Source organism: Luteimonas sp. 3794 (assembly GCF_031456825.1).
GTDB lineage: Bacteria > Pseudomonadota > Gammaproteobacteria > Xanthomonadales > Xanthomonadaceae > Luteimonas.
In genome coordinates, this window is the sequence record NZ_JAVDVJ010000003.1 from 330,890 (window position 1) to 356,785 (window position 25,896).

The following is a 25,896-nucleotide window of genomic DNA, read 5'->3' on the forward strand; positions in this document are numbered from 1 at the left end:
GGCAGTTCCATCGATGGAACGCCGGGGCCAGGGGCCAGCCTCTACAATGCGCGGATGTCTCTCAAGATCAACGCGCTCTGCGTCAACTGCGACGTCTGCGAGCCGGCCTGCCCGAACCAGGCGATTGCCCAGGGCGAGACGATCTACGTCATCGACCCGGCGCGCTGCACCGAATGCGTGGGCCACTTCGACGAGCCGCAGTGCGTCGTCGTCTGCCCGGTCGAATGCATCGACCCCGATCCCGATATCCCCGAAACCCAGGTGCAGTTGCTCGCCAAGCTGGCGCGCCTGCAGCAGGAGGCGTCATGAGCCGTTCCCGCTTCGCGTTCGCCGGCATGCCGGCGCTGCTGCTGTCGATACTGCTGCTCGCGGTCGCGCCGTCCTGCGCACGCGACGTCCGTGGGCCGGACGCGCCTGCGGTCAGCACCGCGCAGAGCTCGGCGACGCCGCCCGGCAACGCGGTCGCCTCGGCGCATGCGCTCGCCACCGAAGCCGGTCTGCAGGTCATGCGCGAGGGCGGCAATGCCTTCGACGCGGCGGTCGCGACCTCGGCGGTGCTGTCGGTGGTCGAGCCGATCTCGTCCGGCCTCGGCGGCGGCGGGTTCTTCCTGCTGCACGACGCATCGAGCGGCCGCGACATCTTCGTCGACGCGCGCGAGACCGCACCGGCCAGCGCGCACTCGGACCGCTACCGCAAGCCTGACGGCAGCTTCGACCGGGACCGCGCCGAGAACGGACCGTGGTCGGCCGGTATTCCGGGCCTGCCCGCCGCGTTCGTGCATATCGCCGAAACCTACGGCGCGCTGCCCCTGTCGAAGTCACTGGCGCCTGCGATCCGCATCGCCGAAGAAGGCTTCCCGGTCTACGCGCGTTTCGCGCGCGGCTACCAGTCGCGGCGCGCGGTGATGGAGCGCTATTCCGGCACGCGCGCGGTGTTCCTCGCCGAAGGCCGCGCGCCGGAAGAGGGCGACGTGTTCCGCCAGCCCGATCTCGCACGCACGCTGCGCCTGCTGGCCGAACGCGGTTTCGACGGGTTCTACGGCGGTGAGACCGGCGCGAAGCTCGTGGCCGGTGTCAACGCGGAAGGTGGCGAGTGGACTGCCGCGGACCTGGCTGCGTACAAGGTCGTCGAGCGCGCGCCGATCCGCTTCCGCTATCACGACTGGGACGTCGTCACCGCGCCGCCGCCGTCGTCGGGCGGCATCGCGATGGCGCAGATGCTGCAGATTCTCGAGCCCTGGGACCTGACCAAACTCGACGATGCCGCGCGCACGCATCTGGTCGTCGAATCGATGCGCCGCGCGTTCCGCGACCGCACGTTCTATCTGGGCGATCCGGACTTCGTGACGATTCCGCAGCGCACGCTGCTGAGCCGCGACTACGCCGCCGGCCTGCGCGCGACGGTCAACCCGACCAGGGCGACTCCCAGCGATCTGCTGTCGGGCGAGGCGACGCCGCTGGAAGACGAAGAGACCACGCATTTTTCGATCATCGATGCCGCCGGCAATCGCGCCGCAGTCACCCAGACGGTCAACCTGCTGTTCGGCAGCGGACTCGTCGCGCCCGGCACCGGTGTGCTGCTCAACAACGAGATGGACGATTTCGCGCTGCAACCCGGCGTGCCGAACGCATTCGGCGTGATGGGCTTCGATGCGAACGCGCCGCAGCCCGGCAAGCGTCCGCTGAGTTCGATGACGCCGACCTTCCTCGTGTCCGACGACCGCGTGGCCGTGCTCGGTACGCCCGGCGGCAGCCGCATCATCACGATGGTGCTGCTGGGCATCCTCGGTTACGACGCCGGTCTCGACGCGCATGGCGTCGCTGCACTGCCGCGCTACCACCACCAGTGGATGCCGGACACGATCTCCGCCGAGTCCGATGCGTTCTCCGCCGACACCGCAGCGAAGCTGCGTGCGATGGGTCATACCGTCGATCTGCCCGGCGATCGCGCGGCCGGTGGCCGCGGGTCCAGCCACGTCTGGGGCAACCTGCAGACCATCGAATGGAACCGCGCGAACGGCACGCTGACCGGCGGCAGTGATCCGCGCAATCCGGTGGGCTCGGCGAAGGTGGAAGCGGCCGCGCGCTGATCGGCCGCGCTTACAATCGGCCACCGATCTGACGCGGGAGGGCGTCATGAAGCTGTGGTCGATCCAGGGCAATACCCAGAAGCTCGACGGCGGTTCGATGTTCGGCAACGCGCCGCGCGCGATGTGGACCAAGTGGGCGACGCCCGATGACCTCAACCGCATTCCGCTGGCGACGCGCGGTCTGCTCGCCACGCCGCTCAACGGCAAGACCGTGCTGTTCGAGACCGGGATCGGTGCGTTCTTCGAACCGAAACTGCGCGAGCGATTCGGCGTGCAGGAAGACCGGCACGTGCTGCTCGATTCGCTGCGCGAAGCAGGCTTCGACCACACTGATATCGACGTCGTGGTGCTGAGCCACCTGCATTTCGATCACGCCGGCGGCCTGCTGGCGTCGTGGTCGGAAGGCGCTGCGCCGCAACTGCTATTTCCGAACGCGACCTTCGTGCTGTCCACGCCGCACTGGCTGCGCGCGAAGCGGCCACATGCGCGCGACCGCGCGAGTTTCATTCCCGGCTTGTGCGAGCTGCTCGAGGCCACGGGCCGGCTGGAATTCATCGAGGGCGCGCATGCGCCGTCGCTCGGAGACGCGGTGCGCTTCCATTACAGCGACGGGCACACGCCCGGCATGATGCTGGCCGAGATCCTCGGCCCCGACGTGCACGACGGGGCGCATCACGGCGGCGTGGTGTTCTGCGCCGATCTCGTGCCTGGCCTGCCGTGGGTGCATGTGCCGATCACGATGGGCTACGACCGCTTTCCCGAGCTGATCATCGACGAGAAGCAGGCCTTTCTCGCCGACATGGCTGCGCGCGGCGTGCGCCTGTTCCTGACCCACGATCCCGACATCGCGCTGGTGCAGGTCGTGCGCGACGACGCCGGCCGCTTCAGCGCGATCCATCCGACCGCGGCACTCGCCGCCCGTTCCCTGCAGCACGCTCACGAGACCACACCATGACGCCACGCATCTCGCTTCTCATCGCATCGCTGCACGTGCTGCTCTACCTCGTGCTGACGATCCGCGTGGTCATGCACCGCAATGTCCACAAGATCGGCATCGGCACGGGCGGTGATGAAGCCCTCTCGCGCAAGGTGCGGGTGCATGCCAACTTCGTCGAATACGTGCCGCTGGGCCTGTTGATGCTTGCCCTGCTGGAACTGGCGGCGATCAACACCGCGCTGCTGTGGACCTTCGGCATCGCGCTGCTGGTCGCGCGCGTGCTGCACGCCATCGGGCTGGGCGGCTCGGCCGGTTATTCGTTCGGTCGCGCGACCGGTGCGCTGCTGACGTTCGCGACCCTGTTCGCGATGGCAGCATTCGGTATCTGGCGTTTCGTTATCGGCGCAATGATCGTCGCCTGACGCGCAGGTTTGGAGAAAGCGTGCCCTGCTGCAACAGCGGTTTCCTGTGGGAGCGCGCTTGCGCGCGATCCGGGCGTGACCGGGAATGCCGCATCGCGCGCGAGCGCGCTCCTACAGGGGGCGGGGTGATCCGCGTCGCCAGGGGGGCGTTACGCCGGACGGCGGCTGGCGATGGTGCTCAATCCACCCGCGTGCCGAAGATCTTGTCGCCTGCATCGCCGAGGCCGGGCAGGATGTAGCCCTTCTCGTTGAGGCGCTCGTCGATCGACGCGGTGTAGACCTCGACATCCGGGTGGACCGCTTCGAGTGCCTTCAGGCCTTCCGGCGCCGCCACCAGGAACAGGCCCTTGATGCGGCTCGCGCCGGCGGCCTTGAGCATCGCAACCGTCGCGATCAGGGTGCCGCCGGTCGCCAGCATCGGATCGAGGATCAGCGCCGTGCGGTCGGCCATGTCGCCGACCAGATTCTCGTAATAGGGCACGGCTTCGAGCGAATCCTCGTCGCGCTTGATGCCGACCACGCTGACCTTGGCCGCCGGAATGAGCTCGAGCACGCCCGGCAGCATGCCGATGCCGGCGCGCAGGATCGGCACCAGGGTGATCTTGCGGCCCTTGATGCGGCGCACGCGCACGGTGCCGGCCCAGCCGTCGACATCGGCGTCCTCGGTTTCCAGGTCCGCGGTGGCCTCGTAGGTCAGCAGCGTGGCGACCTCGGCCGACAGTTCGCGGAAGGTCTTGGTGCTGTTGTCGGCGCGGCGCATCAGGCCGAGCTTGTGCTGGACCAGCGGGTGGCGGACTTCGACGATCTTCATGGCACGGCCTGGCATGGGGAGCTGCCTAGGATATTTCAGTCGCGCTCGCGCGACCTCACGCGGGGCGGGCCGCGCAGGTCTCGAAAACGCGGAAGGCCGGCAAATGCCGGCCTTCCGATTCTGCTGTGGATGCGCAAATCAGAACTGGTAGCGCACGCCCGCCAGCCACGAGCGGCCGAAACCTTCCATTTCGAGCACGCGGTTGCGCTGGCCCTGGAATCGGATCTGGCGAGTGTCCTGGATGTTGTTGACCTCGCCGAACAGGCTCCAGCCATCGCCCAGCTTCAGGCTGGTCGAGAAGTCCAGGCTGGCGCGTTCGTCCCAGTACACGTTCAGGCCGGGGTTGCTGACGTCGAACGACTGAATGAACTTCGAGCGGTAGTTGTAGGCCAGGCGCGCGTTGAGCTTGTGATTCTCGTAGGTCAGAGCAACGTTGTAATTGGTGCGCGACGTGCCCGGAAGCTCGGTCTCGCCTAGGTCGAACGGCAGCTCCGCCCGCGACTTGGCATAGGTGTAGTTGGCGTAGATGCCCAACCCCGAGAACGCGCCGGGCAACATGTCGAAGGTCTGCTGCCAGGCCAGTTCGGCGCCGTAGATGCGACCCCGCTCGCCGTTCTCGGCACGGATGATGCGGTCGGTGTCGCCGCCGCCGAGATCAGTATCTTGGGACGCGACGAACAACGGATCGTCGATCCGCTTGTAGAACAGCGCTGCCGACAGCAGGCCCAGCGGACGCAGGTAGTGCTCCAGCGACAGGTCGAGGCTGTGGGCATAGGCTTCCTTGACCAGCGGATTGCCTTCCTCGATCACGCGGACGTTGAGATCGCTGTCTTCGTCGAGCTCACGTTCGCCGAGGATCCGGTACGGCGCGACATGCATGAAGTCCGGGCGGTTCAGGCCGGTGGAGTAGGAGGCGCGCAGGATGCTGTCGGCGCTGAACTCGTAGCGGGCGTGCAGGCTGGGCAGCACGGTGCTGTACTGCCGGCTGGTCATCGTGGGTAGCGCTTCACCGGAGTCTTGATCGAACTGCGTGGCGCGGCCTTCCAGTTCAGTGCGCTCGTAGCGGGCGCCGGCGATCATCGTCAGGGCGCCCCAGTTCGCGTCCAGGCGCACGTAACCCGCGTAGACGTCTTCTTCGGCGCTGTAGTCGCCGGTCAGCGAATCCGGGATCAGGCGCACATGGTTGTCGCTGTCGATCAGCTGGCCCGCGTACTTGTCGAAGATGTCGCGGCAGAAGCGGCGGCCGGTCAGGAAGTAGTCGAAGTTGTTCGACGTGCTGTCGCACAGCATGTCCGACATGGTGATGCCCAGCGCGGCGAAGTCAGCGGCCGAGCCGTTGCGGTAGCGCTCATCGTCGAACATCTTGTCGCGCTGTCGCGCGCGCACGCCGAACTTGATGTCGCCGGTTTCGCCCAGGAACGACTGCTGCCGGCCCAGGTCCAGGCGCAGCGCGGTTTCTTCTTCCTCGCTGTATTCGTAGCGGTCGTTGAGCCGGCGGAATCCGTACCAGGCTTCGGGGATGTTGACGCCGGTGGCCGGGGCATCGGTGCGGCCGAGGATCGTCCAGGACGGGAAATCGTAGTTGCCGTAGTCGTACGCCAGCTGCGGGCGCACGGTGGAACGGAAGATGTACTGCATGCGCGGATCGGTGGTCTTGGTCGCCTCGCTGTTGGAGACCTGCCAGTCCAGCTTCCAGGTATCGCCGATGTAGTGCTCGCCGCCCAGGTTGTAGGTGCGGATGGTCTTGTCGTAGGTGCGCTCGCGCAGCTCCTTGTCGAAGGTCGCGCGCGCCGTACCGGCGGTCTCGTCACCTACATGGCGGTCCAGCGTGATGATCAGGTTGTCGCGGAACTCGCGGTCGGTGAAGTTGGCGTCCGATGCCACCAGATAGAGCATGTGGTCCGGATTGATGCGGAAGTCGAAGCGGCCGGTCAGCCCCTTGCGCGTGCGCACGCCTTCGTAGTCCTTGATCTGGATCTCACTCGGGACGAAGCCGGCACCCGCGCCCTGGTACAGGGTTTCCACGTTGTCGGTGAAGCGGCCCTGCTTGCTGAGCGAGCCGGAGATCAGTACGCCGATGTTCTGGTCGGCGCCGAAGCGATTGCCGACCGTGGCGTTGTAGCGCTGGTTGTCGCCATCGCCCAACTGGTACTTGCCACCGGCGAGCGACGCGCGGAGGGTCAGGCCTTCCCGATCCAGTGCGCTCTGGGTACGGATGTTGATGTTGCCGGCGATGGCATCGCCATCCATGTCGGGTGTCAGCGCCTTGGTGACCTCGAGCGCGGCGATCACGTCGGAGGGAATCGTGTCGAGTTCGACGCCGCGGCTGCCTGCATCCGGGTTGGCCAGCTGCACGCCATCGATCGAGACCGTGGTGAATTCCTTGGGTGCGCCGCGCACGGTGACGTAGCGGCCTTCGCCCTGGTCGCGTTCGATCGAAACGCCGGGGATGCGCTGGGTCGATTCGGCGATGTTGTTGTCCGGAAACTGACCCAGCAGGTCGGCCGAAACGACGTTGACGTAGTTCGTGGACGCGCGCTGCTGGTTCAGCGCCGATGCCTGCGCATCGCGGCTGCCGTGCACCACGACGCGGTCCAGGTTGTCGGCGGCCACCGTGCTGCGCAGTACCACGTCGACGCGCTCTCCGCGCTCGCTGCCGATGGCCACGTCGGATTCGTAGGCCTGATAGCCCAGATAGTCGACGCGCAGGCGATAGTTGCCGGGCGCGAGGCCGCTGACGCGGAAGCTGCCGTCGCGGTCCGTGCTGACCTGGCGGTCGCCTACGGTGACCAGCGCGCCGTCGAGGGAAACTCCGCGACCTGCCTCACGCACCTGGCCGATGAGCGTGCTCGCCATTACCGCGGCCGAGACGGCATCCGTCGACTGCGCGGCAGCGGGCAGCACGTAACCGAGGGCGAGTGAAGCGGCGATGGCGGTCGCGATGACGGAACGGGTGGGGCGCATGACAACTCCGGGAAAGGCGGCGGGTGCGGGGCGGGAACAGGGCATTGCCGCGCAGACATGCGCGGCGATATCGCGGGTGGTGCGAAACGCAGACGCGGTGGCTGCGCACGCTTGTGTGGTGTCCCCGGAGCGGAAGTCTGGTGCGCCTGGATGACAGTTCCATGGACGCAATGCGTTACTTCGGTTTCGGCAATCAGCGCTGCAATACCGCTGCAATCTGGAATCGCCAACATGACGGTTCAGCGCATTCCACGTGACGGTCGTCGACGGCCGCGCATCGATCGTCTTGCAAGGATTCATGATGTCCAACTCCCGCCTTACCCTTCGTCGCGGCGCGCTGGCGCTGCTGATCGCCACCGGCCTCGCGGCCTGCACCGGCAACAGCGCCGACACTGAAGCGGCAACCGGCGAAAATCCGGTCGCGGACGCTGCGGGGGCGCCCGCCGGCGACATTCCGGTGATCGAGGAGGCCTTCGTCACCGCGCTGATCCCCGAGGACAACATCGATTCGCCTGCGGCCTGGACCGCGCCCGACGGCGCGACCTGGGTGATCGCGACGGCGAAGGCCACCGACCGCCTGGTCGTTTACGACGGGGCCACCGGTGAGACGCTGCGCCACTTCGGCACGCTGGGAACGGGCGAGGGCCAGTTCGACCGGCCCAACGGCATCGCGGTGGTCGACGATCTGCTGTTCGTCGTCGAGCGCGACAACCATCGCGTGCAGGTGCTGCGTCTGCCGGACTTCTCGCACGTCGTCACGTTTGCCGCCGATGATCTGGTCAAGCCCTACGGGCTGTGGGTGCACAAGGTCAACGACGGCTACACGCTCTACGTCACCGACTCCTACGACGACGGCGAGGACGCGCAGGGCGATGACATCCTGCCGCCGCTGGACCAGCTCGACCGCCGCGTGCATCGCTATGCGATGCGGCCGCAGGGCGACAGCTTCGCCGTGGACGCGCTGGGCAGTTTCGGCGACGCCACGCCCGAAGGCGCGTTGCGCGTGGTCGAATCGATCTGGGGCGATCCGGACAACGATCGTCTTTTAATCGCCGAGGAAGACGAAACCTACGCCAACGAACTCAAGGTCTACGACCTGTCGGGTCGCTTCTCGGGCCGGACCATCGGCCGCGACGTGTTCGGCGCCCAGGCCGAGGGCATCATGCTCAAGACCTGCGCCGGTGGCGGTGGCTGGTGGATCACGACCGAGCAGGGCAAGGGGCGCACGGTGTTCCATCTGTTCGACCGCAAGACGCTGGCGCACGCCGGCGCGGTGACCGGCCGCCAGGTCGCCAACACCGACGGCATCTGGCTGCACGACGTGCCGACGACCCGCTTCCCCGAGGGCGTGCTCTACGCCGTGCACGATGACCAGGGCATGGTCGCGTTCGACTGGTCGCAGATCGCCGAGGCGGCCGCGCTGCCTGCATGCGGGCGGGGTGCGTGATGCGCGCACGTCCTCATCGCCTCGTGCTGCCGCTGGCCTTCGGCCTAGCGGCGCTGTGTGCAGCCGGCGGCCTCGCCGCCGTGAGTCCGGGCCAGACCGAAGTCGAGCCCAATACCCTCGTGCCCAAGGGCGTGATGCGCTACGCACCGAGCGTGTTCCCGGACCGCATCGTCGCCACGCCGGCGCAGGACGCATCGACGGGGTTCGGCGTGTCCTGGCGCACGGCGTTGCCGGCGGAATCGCCGCCCGTCGTTGATGCGCTCGTCGTGGAGATCGTCGTCGCTGGCGACTCGCCGGACATGGGCCCGCGTCGCCGCATCGCCGCGCGCAGCACCACCCTGGAGGGCGAGAACGGCGCCGCGGAGTTCCATCATGCCGATATCGACGGCCTGCAGCCGGACACGCTCTATGCCTGGCGCGTGCAGGGCGCTGGCACCTGGAGCCCGTGGATGCAGACCCGCACCGCGGCGGCGGCCGACGCGCCGCTGACGCTGCTGTACTTCGGCGACACCCAGAACAAGAACGCCAGCCTGAGCACGCGCGTGCTGCGTGAGGCCCACCGCCATGCACCCGACGCGAAACTCGCACTGTTCGCCGGCGACCTGGTCAGCGGCGGCGATGGTGAAGACGACAACGAGTGGGGCGAGTGGTTCGACGCGGTCGGGCCGCTGGCGACGATGGTGGTCAACGCGCCCGCACCGGGCAATCACGAGTACTGGGAAGAGTTCGAAGACACGCCGCAGGAGCGTCGCGTGCTCGGCGGCCACTGGTCGCGCACGTTCGCGCTGCCGGCCAACGGCGCGCCCGGCGCCGAGGCGACCAGCTACTGGTTCGACTACCAGGGCGTGCGCGTGGTCGTGTTGGACGGCACCTCCGCGCTGGATCTGGGCACCGCCGAAGCGCAGGCCGCATGGCTGGACCAGACGCTCTCGGCCAATCCGCATCCCTGGTCGATCGCGCTGATCCACCAGCCGATGTACTCGCCGCGCCAGGATCGTGAGAACGTCGCGCTGCGTGAGCACGTGTTGCCGGTGCTTGAGCGCCACCGCGTCGACCTGGTGCTGCAGGGGCACGACCACGTCTACGGTCGCCGCGCCGGCGAGGATCCGGAGCGCGCGACGCCGCAGTACCTGGTGTCGGTGGTCGGTGCGAAGCAATACCGGCTCTCGGACGGCGCACGCCGCGACATGGATCCCACCGCCGAGGACACCCAGCTGTTCCAGGTCATCCGGCTCGACGGCGACACGCTGCACTACGAGTCGCGCACCGCGACCGGTCGTCTCTACGACGCGTTCGAGATCCGCGGCGCGACGCCGCAGACGCGCACCTTGCACGAGATCACCGAAGGCCGTATCGCACCACGCGACTGCACCCGCGAGGCGACCCTCAAGGGTCGCGCGGACCGGTGTTGGGAGTGAGCGGCGCGCGTGCAGCGATGCTCGCGGCCATATTCGTCCTGGCGATGCCGTCCGCTGCGTCGGCGGCGACACCTCCGGCCCACGATCGCCAGCCGGCGAATGCGCCAGATGAAGCCGTGCTGCGGGTCGAGATTCCGGCCGGTGGCGCCATCAAATATGAAAGCGACGCCGAGGGTCGGATCTTCGTCGACCGGTTTCTGTCGATGCCGATGGCCTATCCGGCGAACGACGGTTCGATGCCCGGCACGCGTGCCGGCGACGGCGATCCGCTGGACGCACTGGTGGTCACAGGTGCACCCCTGCAGCCAGGTGTGCTGATCCGGTTCCGGCCGCTGGGCGTGCTGCGGATGCTCGACGGTGGCGACGCCGACGAGAAGATCATCGGCGTGCCCGCCGACGACGTGGATTCCACCTACGCCGGCATCCGCTCGCGTGACGATCTGCCGGGGATGGAGCGTGCCCGCATCGAAGCGTTCTTCCGGGTTCACAAGGACCTGCCGGTCGGTGGCAACCCCGTCGAGCTGCGCGGTTGGGGCGGGGTGGACGACGCGAAAGCGGTGATGCGCTCGGCAATGGATGGCTTCGACGCGAATTGAGCGCGGGCGGCGCGTCGCGGGTCAACTGCAGAACTGCTCGCGCGCCAGCACCGCCTCCTGCAGCAGCGCAAGTTCACGGGGCGACGGCACTTCGGGCGTCGTCGCGATGAGCCCGCGGATCGCCGGGCACGGACTGTCGGTATAGCCGGGCGGCCACAGGCCCACGAGTTGCGCGAAGCCGCGCACGACATCCTCCGGCGTGATCTGCCGTCGCATTCGGAAGCGCTCCGGACGCGTTTCGAACGGCGTGCGATAGGCATCACGCTGGCCCGCGCGCCGTTCGGCGAATGCAATGGGCGTGGTGTCACCCAGCAAAGCGCCGTAGTCGAGGCGGGTCGCATGCTCGGGCGGTGCCTGGAGTGTCTCCACCGGCATGGCCGTCGCTGTTTGCGCTGGTGTCGTCGAGTGGCGCGGCGCGCGCGTCGCCGCGACCTGGGACCTTGCCGGCGGCGGAATCACTGGCGGCAATGGCGACGGCGGTGGCAGTGACAAGAACACCACCTTGAGCGGGGTCGGGTCCCGCACTGGCGGGTCCATCCCCGGAGCGGGCACCCAGTGGATGACCGCGGCGCCCAGAAGCACGGTGAGGCCCGCGGCCATGATGCGCGCGAACCCGTCGCTCGCCAGCAGACGTGCCGCACGGGGTGGCCCTTCTGATCGGTTGGTATACCGCACATCGACGTCCTTCCATGGAATCGATGCAGGTTAGAACACCGCTGCGCACGCGTACATGCGGCGCTGCATGACACCAGACTGCCGCCCACGCCTGCGCGGGTCGACGATGCGTTCGCGTGCCGACCCGGCCGCTGGCAGATCCCGCCAGGGCCGGGCGAGGCGAGGCGTCAGGCCGCGACGGCGTCCGTCTGCTGCGGCCCGTCCCGCAGCGCCTTGCCGACCATGGACACCATCAGCGCGATTTCGGCGTCGTCGATGTTGAAGTGCGGGGTGAAGCGCAGCGAGTTGGTGCCGCCGTGGATCACGCCCAGGCCCTGTTCGCGCAGCCATTCCTCGGTCGAGCCGGCGCCGTAGCACTTGAACTGCGGCGCGAGTTCGCAGGAGAACAGCAGGCCGGTGCCCTGGACCTTGGTGATCAGGCCGCCGAGCTCGGCCTTCAATGCTTCCAGTGCCTCCACCGATTTGCGGCCGGCGTCGCGGATGTTGCTGCGCACGTCCGGCGTGAGCTGCGCGAGCACCGCGCAGGCGACGTCCAGCGCGCGCGGGTTGGCAGTCATCGTGTTGCCGTACACGCCGCTCTTGTAGAGCGTCGCGGCGCGCTCGGTCACCGCGAGCACCGACAGCGGGTACTGGCCGGCGTTGAGCGCCTTCGAATAGGTCTCCATGTCCGGCGCGTCGAGGCCTTCGAAACCGGGGTAGTCGACGACCGACAGCACACCGTGCGCGCGCAGGCCGGCCTGGATCGAGTCGACCAGCAGCAGACTGCCGTGTGCGCGGGTGAGTTCGCGCGCGGCGGCGTAGAACGCGGGGGGCAGGGCGCGGCCCGGGTCGCCTTCGCCCATCACCGGTTCGAGGAACACGGCCTCGACGAACCAGCCGTTGGCATCCGCGTCGGCAAACGCCTGGCGCAGCGCATCGGCGTCATAGGGCGCGATCGCGATCAGCGAGTTCTCGTCGCGGAAGCTCGCGAGGTACTTCTTGTAGGTCGCACGCGAGGAATCGGAATACAGCGCCGGGCGTTCGGTACGGCCGTGGAAGCTGCCCTTGACCACGATGCGCTTGACCGTGCGGCCGGCGTGGCGGCCACCCGGATCGGTCTGCGTGCGCGTATTGATGTCGGCGATGCGCGCGGCCAGACCGACCGATTCCGAACCGGAGTTCAGGCACAGGAAGTGGCTGTAGGGACAGTCGCCGTCGCGGGTATGGCCGATCTCGCGACGCAGCGCGCGGTCGAGCTTCAGCTGCGACAGGCTCGGCGTCATGATGTTGGCCATCGGCACCGGCTGCGCCATCGCGGCGATCACATCCTTCGGCGTGTGGCCGAAGCCGAGCATGCCGTAGCCGCCCGAATCGTGGAGCACGGCGCCCTTGAGCGTGACGATCCACGGGCCGCGCGCGGTCAGCGCGACGTAGGGGTTCACTGCATCGCCCGGATAGAAGTTGATGTAGCCGGCCTGCACGGCACGCGCCTGCGCGTCTTCGTCCAAGTCGAGCAGGTCGGCGAAGTCCTGCTTCAACGCGGTGTGCGCGTCGGCGGCGGCCTGCACGGCTTCGAAGAGTTCGGGGTGCGTGGCGGCGAAGCGTTCGAGCACATCGTCCGGCAGACCGGTGGTGCGGCGCGTGCCGCCATGGGCGCGCAGCGCGGCGAGGATCTGGATTACGGACATGCGAATCGCTCCTTGGGACGTCGGGGAGGGCCGGCATCGAATCTCTGGGAACAGGTCCGCGCCGGCGGTCTCTCCATTATCTGGACGATTCCGTCGGACGGAAGCGACGGAACGCCGATGGATGCGTAGAATTTCGGCAGATCGCCGAACCTTGCCTGCGCCCATGTCCACCGAATCCGCCGATGTCCGTCTGCTGATGCTGCTGCGCGAGAACGCACGCCTGTCGACGGCGGAGATCGCGCGCAGGCTGGGCCTGTCACGGACCACGGTGCAGAGCCGCATCGAACGTCTGGAGCGCGAAGGCGTGATCAGCGGCTACACCGTGCGCGTGCGCGACGATTTCGAGCAGGGCCACATCCGCGCCCAGATCATGATCACCGTGCGCCCGCGCCAGGCCACGCCTGTGGTCACCGCCCTGCGCGCGATCGATGCGGTGCGGGCGCTGCATTCGGTCAGCGGCCCCTACGATCTGATCGCGCTGGGCGTGGTGCCGACGGTGGCCGACATGGACGAACTGACCGACCGCATCGGCTGTATCGAGGGCGTCGAGCGGACGACGTCGTCGATCATCCTGTCGACGAAATTCGAAAGATAGGTACGTCTTCCGCTTGCGGAAGACGCGTTGGTCCCTCTCCCCCCGGGAGAGGGGGGGCCATCGGCGGATGCCGATGGTGGGGTGAGGGTAGGTCTCGCGGAAGAGCATGCCCTCTCCCTCAGAGAGAGGGAAAACCATCGGCGGATGCCGATGAGGGGGTGAGGGAGGCGCCTTGCATGTGGTGTTCCGCGGTCCAGAGTCGAAGCGAAAAGGACCCTCACCCCAACCCCTCTCCCTGGGGGGAGAGGGGCTCAAGCCGCCATCTTCATCAGTACGAATCTCGTCCAGCGGCGGAGACACCTTGGCCCCTCTCCCCCCGGGAGAGGGGAGGACCATCGGCGGACGCCGATGGTGGGGTGAGGGCTGGGGCGTTGCCTGCAATGTGTGCTGCTCCAAGCCGAAGCGAGACACACCCTCACCCCAACCCCCGCTTCGCGCTCCGGCCCTCGCGTCGCCGCGAGGGCGTTCAGCGACACGCGAGCCAGTGGCTCGCAAACGTGTCTCTTCACCCCGGAGGGAGAGGGGCTCGAACTGCCACCTTCATTACACTGTCCCCCCCGCATTCCTCCGCCCCGCCCTTGAAGAAGTCCGATTTCCATTTCGAGTTGCCCGAGCATCTGATCGCCCAAGCGCCGCTGGCCGAGCGCTCGGCCAGCCGGCTGCTGGTCGTACCGCAAGGTGACGGCGCGTTCGCGGATCGCCATGTCCGCGATCTGCCGGATCTGCTGCAGCCCGGCGATCTGCTGATCTTCAACGACACGCGGGTGATTCCGGCGCGGCTGTTCGGGCAGAAGGACAGCGGCGGGCGGGTGGAAATCCTGATCGAGCGGCTCCTGCCAGGCAACGAGGCGCGGGCGCAGATCGGTGCCAGCAAATCGCCGCGGCCGGGTGGGCGGATCCAGCTCGATGCAGGCGGCAGCGTCGAGGTGCTGTCGCGCAATGCTGGCTTCTACCACCTGCGTTTCGAAGTCGACGACACGCTCGAATCCTGGCTGCTGAAGGCGGGGCGCATGCCGCTGCCGCCCTACATCCGCCGCGAGCCAGGACAGAATGACGCCGAGCGCTACCAGACCGTGTTCGCGCGGGAGGTCGGCGCGGTGGCTGCGCCGACGGCCGGCCTGCATTTCGACGAGGCGCTGCTGGCGCGTCTGCGCGCGCGCGGCGTCGAATTCGGCCACGTCACCCTGCACGTCGGCGCGGGCACGTTCCTGCCGATGCGGGTCGAGGACGTGCGCGAACATCGCATGCACAGCGAATGGCTCAACGTCGGCGCCGAGCTTGTCGCCCAGATCCGCCGCACGCGCGAAGCGGGCGGTCGGGTGATCGCCGTCGGCACCACGGTCGTGCGTGCGCTGGAGAGCGCAAGCGTCGATGGCGAGCTGCACCCGTTCGCTGGCGAGACGCAGATCTTCATCTTTCCCGGCTATCGCATCCGCAGCGTCGACGCGATGGTGACCAACTTCCATCTGTCGGAATCGACCTTGCTGATGCTGGTCTCGGCGTTCGCTGGGAAGGAGCGGGTGTTCGCCGCCTACGACCATGCCGTGCGGGCCGAGTACCGCTTCTTCTCCTATGGCGATGCGATGTTGCTGTGGAGCAGCGACGTCCAACCCGATCGCGTCGCGTGACAGGCGGGCGAGTCGCGGAGGGTCGATCGGGTGCCTGGGCTGCCTTGGGGTGGCCTTCGAATCGCACGCCGACACCGCAGCGGCGCGATGCGCGACCGGCCCGCGGAGGCGCCGCTTGAGCGCCAGTCTCGCGCCGCTGGAGCGGATTCGCGGCGCAGCGCGGATGCTGTTCGGGCGCGGCGACGACGCATTTGCGTGCAGTTTCTGCGGTCGCGGCAAGCACTCTGGCGAGACGATCGTCTGTGGCCCGGGCGTGGCGATCTGTGCAGGTTGCGCGCATCTCGCGCTTCACGCGGTCACGTCTGCAACCGATGCGCAGACGCGAACCGGAGAAAAGGTCGTCGGCGTGCTCGTCCACGACGTACCCGCCAGCCTGCTGCCGGCCTACCGCGCAACGCTGGAGGCGGATCTCGCCGCAGCGGCTGTCTGTGTGCAGGGGCGTCTGCTCGGCTGGTCGTATACCTGCGATCACGAGGCTGGCGACTGGATCGCGGTCAGTCTGGCGAGATCGGAGACTGCCGCCGACGACGACGACCTCGAGGCGCGGTTCCGGATGGCGTTCTTCGCTGGCTGACGTGCGTCCAGCAATCGCATGCCGGCAGCCACTGCATCCGCACCGGGCTCCTGCGGGCCGCGGCGACGGTCGGTCATAATGTCGCGATGTCCAGAATGACCTTCGAACTGCTCGGCACCGATGGCGTCGCACGCCGTGGCCGCATCACGTTCCCGCGCGGCACCATCGAAACGCCCGCCTTCATGCCGGTGGGCACTTACGGCACCGTCAAGGGCGCGCTGCCGGAACAGGTGCGTGCGCTGGGCGCCGAGATCATCCTCGGCAATACCTTTCATCTATATCTGCGACCGGGCTTGGACGTCATCGAGGCGCATGGCGGCCTGCACCGCTTCGCGCGCTGGGACAAGCCGATCCTCACTGATTCCGGCGGGTTCCAGGTCTTCTCGCTGGCGCACAAGCGCAAGATCACCGAAGAGGGCGTCACCTTCGCCGCGCCGACCGACGGGTCCAAGGTCTTCCTTGGTCCCGAGGAGAGCATGCGCATCCAGAGGGTGCTCGATTCGGACATCGTGATGATCTTCGACGAGTGTCCGCCGGTGCAGATCGACGGCAAGCCGGTGCATCCGCGGGTGGTCGAAAAATCCATGGAGCTGTCGCTGCGCTGGGCCGCGCGTTCCAAGCGCGCGCACGAAGGCAATGACGCCGCGCTGTTCGGCATCGTCCAGGGCGGCGTGCACCACGAACTGCGCACGCGCTCGGCCGAGGGTCTGAAGGATATCGGTTTCGACGGCTATGCGATCGGCGGCCTCGCGGTCGGCGAGACCGAGGACGAGCGCAACGCGATGCTCGACCACACCGCGCCGCAACTGCCGCAAGACCGTCCGCGCTATCTGATGGGCGTCGGCCGCCCGGAAGACCTGGTCGAGGCGGTCGCCCGCGGCGTCGACATGTTCGACTGCGTGATGCCCACCCGCAACGCGCGCAACGGACATTTCTTCACCTCGACCGGCGTGATCCGCATCCGCAACGCGAAGTTCGAGAAGGACCTGCGGCCGATCGAGGAAGGCTGCGGCTGCGAGGCCTGCAGCGGCGGCTTTACCCGCGCCTACCTGCGGCATCTCGACCGCTGTGGCGAAATGCTCGGCCCGATGCTCGGCACCCTGCACAACCTCTGGTACTACCAGAAGCTGATGGCCGACATGCGCAGCGCGATCGCTGCGGGAACCTTCGCCGCGTTCCGCGAGTCCTTCTACAGTGCCCGGACGGGGACGCGGGCCGACTGAGCCTCTCCCAGGATCCTGCCAGACCCCGTCACCACGCATTCACCCGGCATCGGGCCTGCACCCGGGCCCGGCCGTGCCATAATCGCCCGCTGTCTGTTTTCGACCCATGGATGCCCCGATGAATCTGCTGGACCTTGTGATCGCCCCCGCCCACGCCGCTGCCGCAGCTCCGGGCGCAGGCCCCAGCCTGCTGTCGACGCTGGCTTTCCCGATCATCCTGATCGCGATCATGTACTTCCTGATGATCCGCCCGCAGATGAAGCGCACCAAGGAACACCGCGCGATGCTCGAGAAGCTCTCGGTCGGTGACGAAGTCATCACCAACGGCGGCATCGCCGGCGTGGTGCGCAACATCGGCGACAGCTTCCTGACGATCGAGATCGCCGAGCGCGTGGAAATCCGCGTGCAGAAGGGCGCGGTCGGCAACGTGCTGCCCAAGGGCACCCTGAAGTCCGCCTGATCCCGATCGTCGATCGCTGATCTCCGTCATCTCTCCAGGCGCCGCCCGCGTGCGGCGTCCGAGGCAAGGCAATGCTTGAATTCCCGCGCTGGAAATACGCCCTCATCCTGGTCGTGCTCGTACTGGCCGCGCTCTATGCGCTGCCCAACGCGTACCAGAAGAATCCGTCGGTGCAGATCACGCCAAGCACCAGCGAGGCGCGCATCGACGAGGCACTGAAGGCGCGGGTCGACGGCCTGCTCACGGCTGCCGGCGTGACGCCGATCGGTACTGAGATGGACGAGGACCACCTGCTGGTCCGCCTGTCCGATTCGGACGCGCAGACGCTCGCGTCCGACACGCTGCGCCCGGTGCTCGGCGAGAACTACTCGGTCGCGCTGAATCTCGCATCCACCGTGCCGGACTGGCTCGACAACCTCGGCGCGCGTCCGATGACCCTGGGCCTGGATCTGCAGGGCGGCGTGCATTTCGTCATGCAGGTCGACCAGGCGGCAGCGCTGCAGAAGCGGGTCGAAGGCTATGCCGACGGCATCCGCACCGTGCTGCGCGATGCGCGCATCGGGTATTCCAGCGTCGAGCGTCGCCCCGACAACACGATCGGTGTGGTGCTGGTCGAAGGCGCCGATGTCGATGCCGCGCGCACGCAGATCATTGACAGCCTTGCCAGCGTCTCCGGCCAGGCGGCTGTCGGCGGCGGTCCGCAGGTGCTGGCCACCGGCAACCGGATCACCGTGCGCCTGTCCTCGGGCGAGATCGGGCGCATCGCGACCGATGCGGTCGAGCAGAACCGCACCGTGATCTCCAACCGCATCAATTCCATCGGCGTCTCCGAGCCGGTGCTGCAGCGCCAGGGCGACGACCGTCTGGTCATCCAGTTGCCCGGCCTGCAGGACACCGCAGAAGCCAAACGCCTGATCGGCGCGACCGCCACGCTGGAGTTCCGCGCCGTGACCGGCGACGAGAACCAGGCCGCGGCCGCGCTTGCGTCGGGCAACGTGCCGGCCGATTCGCGCATCTACTACAACGATGCCGGCACGCCGCTGCTGCTGTCGCGCCGCATCCTGGTGCAGGGCGATCAGCTCATCAACGCCAATCCGCAAACTGACGAGAACGGGATGCCGGCCGTCGGCATCACGCTCAACAGCGCCGGCGGCAAGCGCATGCTCGACCACACGTTGCAGAACGTGGGTCAGCGCCTGGGCATCGTGTACGTCGAGCGCATTCCCACCGTGCGCATCGTCGATGGCCAGGAAGTCCGCTCGGCGCGCAGCGTCGAGCGCGTGATCAGTTCCTCGACCATCCAGGGCGTGTTCGGTCGCGAATTCCGCACCACCGGCCTGAGCCGCGACGAAGCCAACGATCTCGCCCAGCAGCTGAAAGCGGGTGCGCTGGCCGCGCCGATGGACTTCGTCGAAGAGCGCGTCGTCGGCCCGAGCCTGGGCGCCGAAAACGTCGAGCGCGGCATCACCGCGGTGCTCTATGCGTTCGTGTTCACCCTGATTTTCTTCATGTTCTATTACCGCATGTTCGGCATCGTGACTTGCCTGGCGCTGATCCTGAACCTGCTGATCGTCGTCGCCGTGATGTCGCTGTTCGGCGCCACGATGTCGCTGCCGGGTTTCGCCGGTCTGGCGCTGTCGATCGGCCTGTCGGTCGACGCCAACGTGCTGATCAACGAGCGCATCCGCGAGGAACTGCGTGCAGGCATGCCGCCGAAGGCGGCGATCGTGACCGGCTACGAAAAGGCGTCGGACACGATCTTCGACTCCAATCTCACCGGCATGATCGCGGGCATCGCGCTGTACGCCTTCGGCACCGGTCCGCTGCAGGGCTTCGCGGTCACCCTGGTGATCGGTATCGTCGCCTCGATGTTCACTGCAATCGTCGTCTCGCGCGCGCTGGTCACATTGATCTACGCACCGCGCAAGAAGCTCAAGTCCCTGGCGATCTGACGGGAGAGACCCCATGAAAATTTTCCCGTTGACCCTCGTCCCCGCGAACACCCGCATCGATTTCATGCGGTTCCGCCACGTGTTCATCACGGTCGCCTTGCTGATGCTCGTCGGCTCTTTCGCGGTGATCGGCCTCAAGGGCTTCAACTTCGCGCTCGACTTCACCGGCGGCACCGCGGTGAACGTGCGCTTCGAGAATCCGGTGAGCGTCGATGAAGTGCGCGAGCGCCTGCAGGACGCGGAGATCGAGAACGCCCAGGTGCAGACCTACGGCAGCGGCAACGACCTGCTGATCCGGGTGCGCGCGGCGGATGACATCGCGCACATCGCCGACAACACCGAACTGGCGCAGCACGTGCTGGACGCGGCGACGACGGCCGACAATCCCGGTCAGATCCTGAGCACCGAGTCGATCGGCGCCCAGGTGTCCGGAGACCTGCGCAAGAACGCGATCTACGCCGCGATCTTCGTGCTGGTGGGCTTTCTGCTCTACATCAGTTTCCGGTTCGAGTGGAAGTTCGCGGTCGTCGCCAGCATCACCACCTTGTTCGACGTGGCGGTGGTCGCCGGCCTGTTCGCATTGACCGGACGCGAGTTCGACCTGACCGTGCTCGCAGGTCTGCTGTCGGTCATGGGCTTCTCGATCAACGACACCATCGTGGTCTTCGACCGCGTCCGCGAGAACTTCCGCGGTCTGCGCGCCGATCCGCTGGAAGTGTTCAACCGGTCGATCAACCAGACGCTGTCGCGCACCATCATCACCTCGCTGGTGTTCTTCCTGTCGGTGTTCGCGCTGTTCCTCTACGGCGGCGGTTCGCTCGAAGGCCTGGCGTTGACCCAGATGCTGGGCGCGGTTGTCGCCACGGTGTCGTCGATCCTGATCGCCTGTCCGCTGCTGACCTACGGCATGCTGCGAGTGACCAAGCAGGATCTGCTGCCCAAGGCGCGGGACGAGGAAGCGCTCGCGCGTCGTCCGTAAAAAACTGTGATTCTTGAACAGCATGAAGCCGCGCAATGCGCGGCTTCATGCTGTCGGGCCTCGGGCCTCGGGCCTCGGGCGTCGAGCAGGTGCGCCTGGCCGACAGTGCAGCAGCGCGCGGACGCGCATGCCGAACGAGGCGGACGTCCCACGTCGCGTGCACCCTCGACAATGTTGGGTCAGAACGTAAAAGGCCGCGCAATGCGCGGCCTTTTACCTTACGAATCACGAATCACGAACTACCAATCACCGCCCTCAAGCTCAAGCGAACTCTTTCGCGTAGCCGGATTCGACCAGGGTCTTCTGCAGCGGCGTGACGATGTGGACGTTGCCGGCCACGACCTGGCGGCCGCCGGCGAAGGCCACGTGCAGCGGACCGCCCGCGGCACCCTTGAAGTCGCTGACGCGACCACCGGCCTCGCGGACCAGCAGCACGCCAGCGGCGATGTCCCAGGGATGGACGCCCGCCTCGAAGTAGCCATCAGTGCGGGCCGCGGCGACGTAGGCCAGGTCCAGCGCTGCCGAGCCGGTACGGCGCACGTCCTCGGCCGACTCGAGCAGTGCCTCGACCGCGCGCAACTGCGCGCCGACGCGCTTGCGCTCGCGCGGCGCGAAACCGGTGCTGATCATCGCGCCGGTCAATTCGCGGCGCTCGGACACGCGGATGCGACGCTCATTGAGCTGGGCGCCGGCGCCGCGCGTGGCGGTGAACAATTCGTTGCGCAGCGGATCGAAGATCACGCCGTGCAGCGGCTCGCCGCCCTCGACCAGTGCGATGGAGACGCACCAGTGCGGCAGGCCACGCAGATAGTTGCTGGTGCCGTCGAGCGGATCGATGACCCAGGTGAAGCGGCTGCCGCCGCCGCGACCGGGCTTGGCGCCGCCTTCCTCGCCGAGCACGGCGTACTCGGGATAGGCACGACGCAGTTCCTTGACGATCGCTTCTTCGGCGAGGCCGTCGACCTCGCTCGCGTAATCGTGGCGCGCCTTCTCGACGACGTTGAGCGCATCGAGCTTGTGCATGTTGCGCAACAGGACGCCACCGCCGGCGCGCGCCGCCTTGACCATGACATTGACAGCAGGTTGAAGCATCGCGGACGACTCCGGGCGCGGGCAGGATCGATGGGATAAAGAGCGGTACCGGCGCTGGGCCGGCCGCGCAGTTTACCATTCGCGCCATGCAAGCGCCCCTGAATCCAGAGTCCCGCGTGGACACCCCCGCCGCGGACGGCCCGGCCACCCGCATCCGCATCGTGCTCGTCGGCACCCAGCACCCCGGCAACATCGGCTCGGCCGCGCGCGCGATCAAGACGATGGGCCTGCAGCGGCTGGTGCTGGTGGCACCGCAGAAGTATCCGCACAACGAGGCCGACATGATGGCCGCCGGCGCCGAGGACGTGCTCAACGCCGCAGTCGAGGTCGCGACGCTGGCCGAGGCCGTGGCCGATTGCAGGCTGGTGCTCGGTTGCACCGCGCGCAGCCGCCGGGTGCAGCTGCGCGAACTGCGGCCGCGCGATGCCGCGGCGTCCGCGCATGCCGAAGCCGCATCCGGCGGCGAGGTCGCGCTGGTGTTCGGCCGCGAGCGCACCGGCCTCGAGAACGAAGAGCTGCAGCTGTGCCACGCCGCGGTGCATATTCCGGCCAATCCCGACTACAGCTCCCTGAACCTGGCAGCGGCCGTGCAAGTGCTCAGCTACGAAGTGCGGCTGGCGCTGCTGGGCGAGGGCGACGCCGCCGCGCCGGCCGTGATCGCGCCCCTGCAGCCGGACGCGGTGCCGCACGCCGAACTCGAAGGATTTTTCGGCCAGCTGGCGGACACGCTCGAGGACATCGATTTCCACAAGGGCCGCGCACCGGACTCGGCGATGCGCAAGCTGCGGCGGCTGTTCGTGCGCACCGGCCTGGACCAGAAGGAAGTGCGCCTGCTGCGCGGGATCCTTGCCGACGCCCAGCGCATGGCCCGTCTCGCGCGCGATCGCGGCGCTTGAGCGACGGGCGCCTGTCGCACGGGAATGGCTTCGGCTAGGCTTGCCGCTCCACCCACGCCTCCGGGACCCGCCTTGGACCCGCGTCACTTCCTTCGACGGCTGCTGTCGGGCGTGCTGCTGGCGGTCGTGGCTGTCGCCGTACCGGCCCAGGCGACCGAGCCGCGCAACGTGCTGGTGCTCGGACGCATCAGCGACGATCCCCAAACCCACTACGAACAACTCAAGCCGCTGCTCGACTATGTGGTCGCGCGCATGGGCGATGTCGGCATCACCGAGGGCCGCGTGCTGATGGCGCGCGACATCCCGCAGATGCAGAGTTATCTGCGGCGCGGGCGCGTGGACTGGGTCACCGAGACCGCCAGCGGCGCCACCCTGCTCGAAGCGCGCGCCGGGGCAGTGCCGCTGCTGTTGACCGAGCGGTACGGCGTCAGCCGCTATCACACGGTGTATTTCGCCCGGCGCGACAGCGGCATCGGGTCGATCGAGGATCTGCGCGGGCGCAGCATCGTGTTCCAGAACCGGCAGTCGACGAGTGCCTACTTCGTGCCGGCTGCCGAGCTACTCGCACGCGGCATGCATCTGGAGATCCTGCTGTCGCCGCGCGACGAACCCGAGCCCGGTTCGATCGGCTATCTGTTTGCGCGCTCGGAACTCAACCTGTCGTCGTGGGTGCACAAACGGCTCGTCGACGCCGGCGCGTTGAGCAACCTCGATTGGGACAGCGACCGGCACGTGCCGGCATCGTTCAAGCGCGATTTCGTGGTCTTCCGCGAGACCAGACCGTTTCCGCGTGCGCTGGAAGTCGTGCGGGGCGACCTGGATGCGCGCGTGGCCGCGCGTCTGCGCGAAGTGCTGATCGAGGCGAGCGCGGATCCTGCCGCGCGCGATGCGCTGCGCAGCTTCTTCAGGACGACTGCGTTCCTGCCGATCGACGCCGCCACGCGCGCTGAACTCGACGTCCTGCGCGCCGGTGCCCTGCGCGTCGTGGCGGAGGTCGAGTGAGGTTGCGCGGCGGGCTGCAGGGCATGTTCCTGGCGCTGGTCGGCGCCGCGATGCTGGCCGGTCTGGTCGCGGTGGCGCTGGTACTGCAGCAGCAGGACCAGGCGCAGAAGCAGATCGTCATGCTGAGCCAGCGCTCGATGCACGCGCTCGCCTCGCAGCGGCTGCTGCTGCGCGGTGAAGCCGTTTCCGAGCAGCTCGCCGACGCGCTGGTCAATCCGCTGTACTACTTCGATCTCGAAGCGATCGGCGCGGCGGTCGGCAACGTGCTGCGCCAGCCCGATGTCAGCTACGTGGTCGTCTACGACGCCGACGGCAGCATCGTCCACGACGGCAGTCGCGACATCGAACGTTTCGGCCAGCGCATGGAGGACGCCTTCGCGCTCGAAGCGGTCGCAGCGACCGCGCAGCACATGCAGACCGATGACCGGCTGCTCGACGTGGCCATGCCCATCCGGATCGGCGACCAGCGCATCGGTGGCGTGCGGATCGGATATTCGCTGGCGGCGGCGAAGCAGGACGAGGCTGCGATGGCGGTGTCGATGCAGGCGCGCCTGGACGAGATCGCGCGGCGCCGTCTCGCCGCGGTCGGACTGTTGCTGGTCGTGCTGGGGGGCCTGGGCGGCCTCGTCGCCGTGATGCTGCAGCGTCGCCTGGTGCGTCCGGTGCGCGCACTCGCCAGCGCCGCGCAACGCATCGAGGCCGGACACTACGACGTGCCGCTTCCGGCCGACGCACGTCAGGACGAGATCGGCGATCTGTTCCGCGCCTTCGACCGGATGCGCGACAGCATCGCCCGCCACGACCGCGACATCCGGCGCATGGCATATACCGATCCGCTGACCGGGCTGGCCAACCGCCTCGCGCTGCGCGAGATCCTGGACCAGCGTCTGCTGCAGATGCAGGGCGCGGCGGGACGGCTCGCGCTGCTGTTCGCCGATGTCGACGATTTCAAGCGCGTCAACGACACGCTGGGCCATGACGCCGGCGACGCGGCACTGGTCCAGTTCGCCGGCCGCATCGGTGCGGCTGTGCGCGAGTTCGATATCGCCGATGCCTTGCTCGCCCGCTTCGGCGGCGACGAGTTCGTGGTGCTGCTGCAATTGCCCGACGCCAGCACCGCCGACCTGCGCACCGTCGCCGGCCGACTGGCGACGCGCCTGGTGGAGGAGGTCGCGCGCCCCATCGAGATCGAAGGCCGCGGCGTGTTTCTCGGCATCTCGATCGGCATCACCGTGTTTCCCGACGACGCCGTCAGCGCCGCGATGCTGCTCAAGAACGGCGACATCGCGATGTACCAGGCCAAGCTCGCCGGCAAGAACTGCCACCGCTTCTACAGCCTGGCGATCGACCAGGCGGTGGAGCGGCGCATGCACATGGAGCACGAACTGCGCGGCGCCTGGGAACGCGGGGAACTGAGCCTGGCCTATCAGCCGGTGTTCCGCATGGCGGACAAGACGCTGGTCGGGATGGAGGCGCTGCTGCGCTGGCAACATCCGGAATTCGGCAGCGTGGCCCCACCGGTATTCATTGATGTCGCCGAGCAGAGCGGATTGATCGACGTGATTGGCCCGCAGGTCCTGCACGCGGCATGCGTCGAGGCGCGCGCCTGGCAGCAGCGCTTCGCGGCCGCGTCCGATCTCTTCGTCGCGGTCAACGTGTCCCCGCGCCAGCTGCGCGGCGCGGCGTTCGCCACCGAGGTCGAGGCCGCGCTCCGCGAATCGGGCCTGTCACCGTGTCATCTGCATCTTGAGCTGACCGAAACCGCGGTGATCGGCGACGAGGCGCGCATCGGCCAGTTGCTGGGCGCCTTGCGCGCACTCGGGGTCAAGATCTGGCTCGACGATTTCGGTACCGGCTTCTCCGGCCTCAGTCACCTGCGCCGGGTGCCGGTGGACGGCGTCAAGATCGACCGCAGCTTCGTCGCCGACCTGTTGCGCGACCCTGACGATCTGGCGCTGACGACGGCGATCATCTCGATGGCGCATTCGATCGGGTTCACGGTCGTCGCCGAAGGTGTCGAGAAGGAGGGCCAGTTCGAAGTCCTGCGTGATCGTGGCTGCGATCTGGGACAGGGGTTCTGGCTGGGACATCCGCTGCCGGCGAGGGGGTTCGAGGCGTTGTTGGGGTGATGGTGCTTCGCTTTGCTTTTTCGCTCCAGTTCCCGCTCTAGCATTGCTGCTTTGCCCTTGCAGTTGCAGGTGCAGTTGCCGTTGCTCTGCTCTGGCTGTTGCTTCTGCTTTTGACGTTAATCGAGCCGTAAAGCGAGCCGAGCATCGCAGCGCGGCGGGGCCGAAGAGCAGCCCATGTCTGAGCGCAGCGAGTTTGGGCTGCGTGCCCCGTCGACCGAGAAGCGCAGGGGACCGCCGCGGCCCAATCGCGGCGGATCGCGTCCGGCGAAGACGGTTTTGCTTACTTTTGCCAAGACAAAAGTAAGCCGCGCGACAGCGCGGAAGCCCTGTACTTGATCT

Annotated in this window: 23 protein-coding genes; 17 read left to right on the forward strand and 6 right to left on the reverse strand. The window is 67.7% G+C overall.

The genetic code is table 11. The features are described from left to right. Positions 1–54: 54 nt before the first annotated feature. The 4 genes from J2X52_RS07835 to J2X52_RS07850 are packed head-to-tail and all read left to right on the forward strand — an operon-like array spanning position 55 to position 3,449. Complete coding sequence (locus tag J2X52_RS07835; protein ID WP_310151105.1) at positions 55–309, forward strand: YfhL family 4Fe-4S dicluster ferredoxin; 255 nt, start codon at positions 55–57, stop codon at positions 307–309. Continuing rightward, on the forward strand, positions 306–2,090 hold the full coding sequence (ggt, locus tag J2X52_RS07840) for a gamma-glutamyltransferase (protein ID WP_310151108.1): 1,785 nt from the start codon (positions 306–308) through the stop codon (positions 2,088–2,090). The genes J2X52_RS07835 and ggt overlap by 4 nt, the downstream gene beginning before the upstream one ends. A 46-nt stretch (positions 2,091–2,136) precedes the next feature. Then, positions 2,137–3,045, forward strand: a complete 909-nt coding sequence (locus J2X52_RS07845) for an MBL fold metallo-hydrolase (protein ID WP_310151111.1) — start codon at positions 2,137–2,139, stop codon at positions 3,043–3,045. Then, positions 3,042–3,449 carry an MAPEG family protein gene (locus tag J2X52_RS07850; RefSeq protein WP_310151115.1) on the forward strand — a complete coding sequence of 136 codons (408 nt, stop codon included), beginning with the start codon at positions 3,042–3,044 and terminating at the stop codon, positions 3,447–3,449. The genes J2X52_RS07845 and J2X52_RS07850 overlap by 4 nt, the downstream gene beginning before the upstream one ends. 178 nt (positions 3,450–3,627) lie before the next feature. Here the strand turns inward: J2X52_RS07850 and upp are convergent, their stop codons facing one another. Together upp and J2X52_RS07860 are read right to left on the reverse strand one after the other, a co-directional pair. Beyond that, positions 3,628–4,260, reverse strand: a complete 633-nt coding sequence (upp, locus tag J2X52_RS07855) for a uracil phosphoribosyltransferase (RefSeq protein WP_310151117.1) — start codon at positions 4,258–4,260, stop codon at positions 3,628–3,630. 138 nt (positions 4,261–4,398) lie between these two features. Then, positions 4,399–7,224 (reverse strand): TonB-dependent receptor, encoded by a 2,826-nt coding sequence (locus J2X52_RS07860; RefSeq protein WP_310151121.1) that lies wholly within the window; start codon positions 7,222–7,224, stop codon positions 4,399–4,401. A gap of 298 nt (positions 7,225–7,522) precedes the next feature. Between J2X52_RS07860 and J2X52_RS07865 the strand changes: the two genes are divergently transcribed. From J2X52_RS07865 to J2X52_RS07875, 3 genes are read left to right on the forward strand one after another with little or no spacing between them, the layout of a single operon-like run. Continuing rightward, on the forward strand, positions 7,523–8,671 hold the full coding sequence (locus J2X52_RS07865) for a phytase (protein ID WP_310151124.1): 1,149 nt from the start codon (positions 7,523–7,525) through the stop codon (positions 8,669–8,671). Beyond that, the gene (locus tag J2X52_RS07870) at positions 8,671–10,089 is read left to right on the forward strand and encodes a metallophosphoesterase family protein (RefSeq protein ID WP_310151127.1); all 1,419 of its coding nucleotides are present in this window, start codon (positions 8,671–8,673) and stop codon (positions 10,087–10,089) included. Before J2X52_RS07865 ends, J2X52_RS07870 begins: the two co-directional genes overlap by 1 nt. 44 nt (positions 10,090–10,133) lie before the next feature. Beyond that, positions 10,134–10,685 carry an inorganic diphosphatase gene (locus J2X52_RS07875; RefSeq protein WP_310151130.1) on the forward strand — a complete coding sequence of 184 codons (552 nt, stop codon included), beginning with the start codon at positions 10,134–10,136 and terminating at the stop codon, positions 10,683–10,685. A 21-nt stretch (positions 10,686–10,706) separates the two neighbouring features. On the opposite strand, the gene J2X52_RS07880 is transcribed toward J2X52_RS07875, so the two are convergent. Together J2X52_RS07880 and J2X52_RS07885 are read right to left on the reverse strand one after the other, a co-directional pair. Further along, positions 10,707–11,210, reverse strand: a complete 504-nt coding sequence (locus J2X52_RS07880) for a hypothetical protein (protein WP_310151133.1) — start codon at positions 11,208–11,210, stop codon at positions 10,707–10,709. Between the two features lie 317 nt (positions 11,211–11,527). After that, positions 11,528–13,027 (reverse strand): aminotransferase class III-fold pyridoxal phosphate-dependent enzyme, encoded by a 1,500-nt coding sequence (locus J2X52_RS07885; RefSeq protein ID WP_310151136.1) that lies wholly within the window; start codon positions 13,025–13,027, stop codon positions 11,528–11,530. Between the two features lie 163 nt (positions 13,028–13,190). Between J2X52_RS07885 and J2X52_RS07890 the strand changes: the two genes are divergently transcribed. The 7 genes from J2X52_RS07890 to secF all read left to right on the forward strand — a co-directional run bounded on the left by J2X52_RS07890 (position 13,191) and on the right by secF (position 20,438). Further along, positions 13,191–13,622: an Lrp/AsnC family transcriptional regulator gene (locus J2X52_RS07890; protein ID WP_310151140.1), complete on the forward strand. Its 432-nt coding sequence runs from the start codon at positions 13,191–13,193 to the stop codon at positions 13,620–13,622. A 578-nt stretch (positions 13,623–14,200) separates the two neighbouring features. Continuing rightward, positions 14,201–15,250 (forward strand): tRNA preQ1(34) S-adenosylmethionine ribosyltransferase-isomerase QueA, encoded by a 1,050-nt coding sequence (gene queA, locus J2X52_RS07895; RefSeq protein WP_310151143.1) that lies wholly within the window; start codon positions 14,201–14,203, stop codon positions 15,248–15,250. Positions 15,251–15,365: 115 nt separating this feature from the next. Further along, positions 15,366–15,824, forward strand: a complete 459-nt coding sequence (locus J2X52_RS07900) for a ClpX C4-type zinc finger protein (protein ID WP_310151146.1) — start codon at positions 15,366–15,368, stop codon at positions 15,822–15,824. A gap of 95 nt (positions 15,825–15,919) precedes the next feature. Beyond that, positions 15,920–17,047, forward strand: coding sequence for a tRNA guanosine(34) transglycosylase Tgt (gene tgt, locus J2X52_RS07905; protein ID WP_310151233.1), 1,128 nt, complete (start codon positions 15,920–15,922; stop codon positions 17,045–17,047). Positions 17,048–17,165: 118 nt separating this feature from the next. Next, positions 17,166–17,507, forward strand: coding sequence for a preprotein translocase subunit YajC (yajC, locus tag J2X52_RS07910; RefSeq protein ID WP_232116452.1), 342 nt, complete (start codon positions 17,166–17,168; stop codon positions 17,505–17,507). A 71-nt stretch (positions 17,508–17,578) separates the two neighbouring features. Next, positions 17,579–19,459 carry a protein translocase subunit SecD gene (gene secD, locus J2X52_RS07915; protein WP_310151151.1) on the forward strand — a complete coding sequence of 627 codons (1,881 nt, stop codon included), beginning with the start codon at positions 17,579–17,581 and terminating at the stop codon, positions 19,457–19,459. A 13-nt stretch (positions 19,460–19,472) separates the two neighbouring features. After that, positions 19,473–20,438, forward strand: a complete 966-nt coding sequence (gene secF, locus J2X52_RS07920) for a protein translocase subunit SecF (protein ID WP_310151154.1) — start codon at positions 19,473–19,475, stop codon at positions 20,436–20,438. A gap of 261 nt (positions 20,439–20,699) precedes the next feature. Here secF and J2X52_RS07925 read toward each other — a convergent pair whose 3' ends face one another. Continuing rightward, positions 20,700–21,530: an inositol monophosphatase family protein gene (locus tag J2X52_RS07925; protein ID WP_310151156.1), complete on the reverse strand. Its 831-nt coding sequence runs from the start codon at positions 21,528–21,530 to the stop codon at positions 20,700–20,702. A 116-nt stretch (positions 21,531–21,646) separates the two neighbouring features. Between J2X52_RS07925 and J2X52_RS07930 the strand changes: the two genes are divergently transcribed. The 3 genes from J2X52_RS07930 (at position 21,647) to J2X52_RS07940 (ending at position 25,557) form a co-directional block, all read left to right on the forward strand. Next, entirely contained in the window at positions 21,647–22,426 is a 780-nt protein-coding gene (locus J2X52_RS07930) for an RNA methyltransferase (protein ID WP_310151159.1), read from the forward strand. Between the two features lie 111 nt (positions 22,427–22,537). Next, entirely contained in the window at positions 22,538–23,428 is an 891-nt protein-coding gene (locus J2X52_RS07935; RefSeq protein WP_310151239.1) for a phosphate/phosphite/phosphonate ABC transporter substrate-binding protein, read from the forward strand. Positions 23,429–23,451: 23 nt separating this feature from the next. Then, on the forward strand, positions 23,452–25,557 hold the full coding sequence (locus J2X52_RS07940) for an EAL domain-containing protein (RefSeq protein ID WP_310151243.1): 2,106 nt from the start codon (positions 23,452–23,454) through the stop codon (positions 25,555–25,557). Between the two features lie 116 nt (positions 25,558–25,673). Here the strand turns inward: J2X52_RS07940 and J2X52_RS07945 are convergent. Next, positions 25,674–25,896, reverse strand: a 223-nt coding sequence (locus J2X52_RS07945; protein ID WP_310151161.1) for a hypothetical protein, incomplete at its 5' end; no start/stop codon positions are given.

What these genes read in the sequence shown, in the direction of transcription:
- yajC (WP_232116452.1), top strand. Translation starts at nt 17,166, where the DNA reads ATGAATCTGCTGGACCTTGTGATCGCCCCCGCCCACGCCGCTGCCGCA.
- secF (WP_310151154.1), top strand. Translation starts at nt 19,473, where the DNA reads ATGAAAATTTTCCCGTTGACCCTCGTCCCCGCGAACACCCGCATCGAT.
- ggt (WP_310151108.1), top strand. Translation starts at nt 306, where the DNA reads ATGAGCCGTTCCCGCTTCGCGTTCGCCGGCATGCCGGCGCTGCTGCTG.
- J2X52_RS07845 (WP_310151111.1), top strand. Translation starts at nt 2,137, where the DNA reads ATGAAGCTGTGGTCGATCCAGGGCAATACCCAGAAGCTCGACGGCGGT.
- upp (WP_310151117.1), bottom strand. Translation starts at nt 4,260, where the DNA reads ATGAAGATCGTCGAAGTCCGCCACCCGCTGGTCCAGCACAAGCTCGGC.
- tgt (WP_310151233.1), top strand. Translation starts at nt 15,920, where the DNA reads ATGACCTTCGAACTGCTCGGCACCGATGGCGTCGCACGCCGTGGCCGC.
- J2X52_RS07860 (WP_310151121.1), bottom strand. Translation starts at nt 7,224, where the DNA reads ATGCGCCCCACCCGTTCCGTCATCGCGACCGCCATCGCCGCTTCACTC.
- J2X52_RS07875 (WP_310151130.1), top strand. Translation starts at nt 10,134, where the DNA reads ATGCCGTCCGCTGCGTCGGCGGCGACACCTCCGGCCCACGATCGCCAG.
- J2X52_RS07885 (WP_310151136.1), bottom strand. Translation starts at nt 13,027, where the DNA reads ATGTCCGTAATCCAGATCCTCGCCGCGCTGCGCGCCCATGGCGGCACG.
- J2X52_RS07835 (WP_310151105.1), top strand. Translation starts at nt 55, where the DNA reads ATGTCTCTCAAGATCAACGCGCTCTGCGTCAACTGCGACGTCTGCGAG.
- J2X52_RS07865 (WP_310151124.1), top strand. Translation starts at nt 7,523, where the DNA reads ATGATGTCCAACTCCCGCCTTACCCTTCGTCGCGGCGCGCTGGCGCTG.
- J2X52_RS07870 (WP_310151127.1), top strand. Translation starts at nt 8,671, where the DNA reads ATGCGCGCACGTCCTCATCGCCTCGTGCTGCCGCTGGCCTTCGGCCTA.
- J2X52_RS07850 (WP_310151115.1), top strand. Translation starts at nt 3,042, where the DNA reads ATGACGCCACGCATCTCGCTTCTCATCGCATCGCTGCACGTGCTGCTC.
- J2X52_RS07925 (WP_310151156.1), bottom strand. Translation starts at nt 21,530, where the DNA reads ATGCTTCAACCTGCTGTCAATGTCATGGTCAAGGCGGCGCGCGCCGGC.
- J2X52_RS07940 (WP_310151243.1), top strand. Translation starts at nt 23,452, where the DNA reads ATGTTCCTGGCGCTGGTCGGCGCCGCGATGCTGGCCGGTCTGGTCGCG.
- secD (WP_310151151.1), top strand. Translation starts at nt 17,579, where the DNA reads ATGCTTGAATTCCCGCGCTGGAAATACGCCCTCATCCTGGTCGTGCTC.
- J2X52_RS07890 (WP_310151140.1), top strand. Translation starts at nt 13,191, where the DNA reads ATGTCCACCGAATCCGCCGATGTCCGTCTGCTGATGCTGCTGCGCGAG.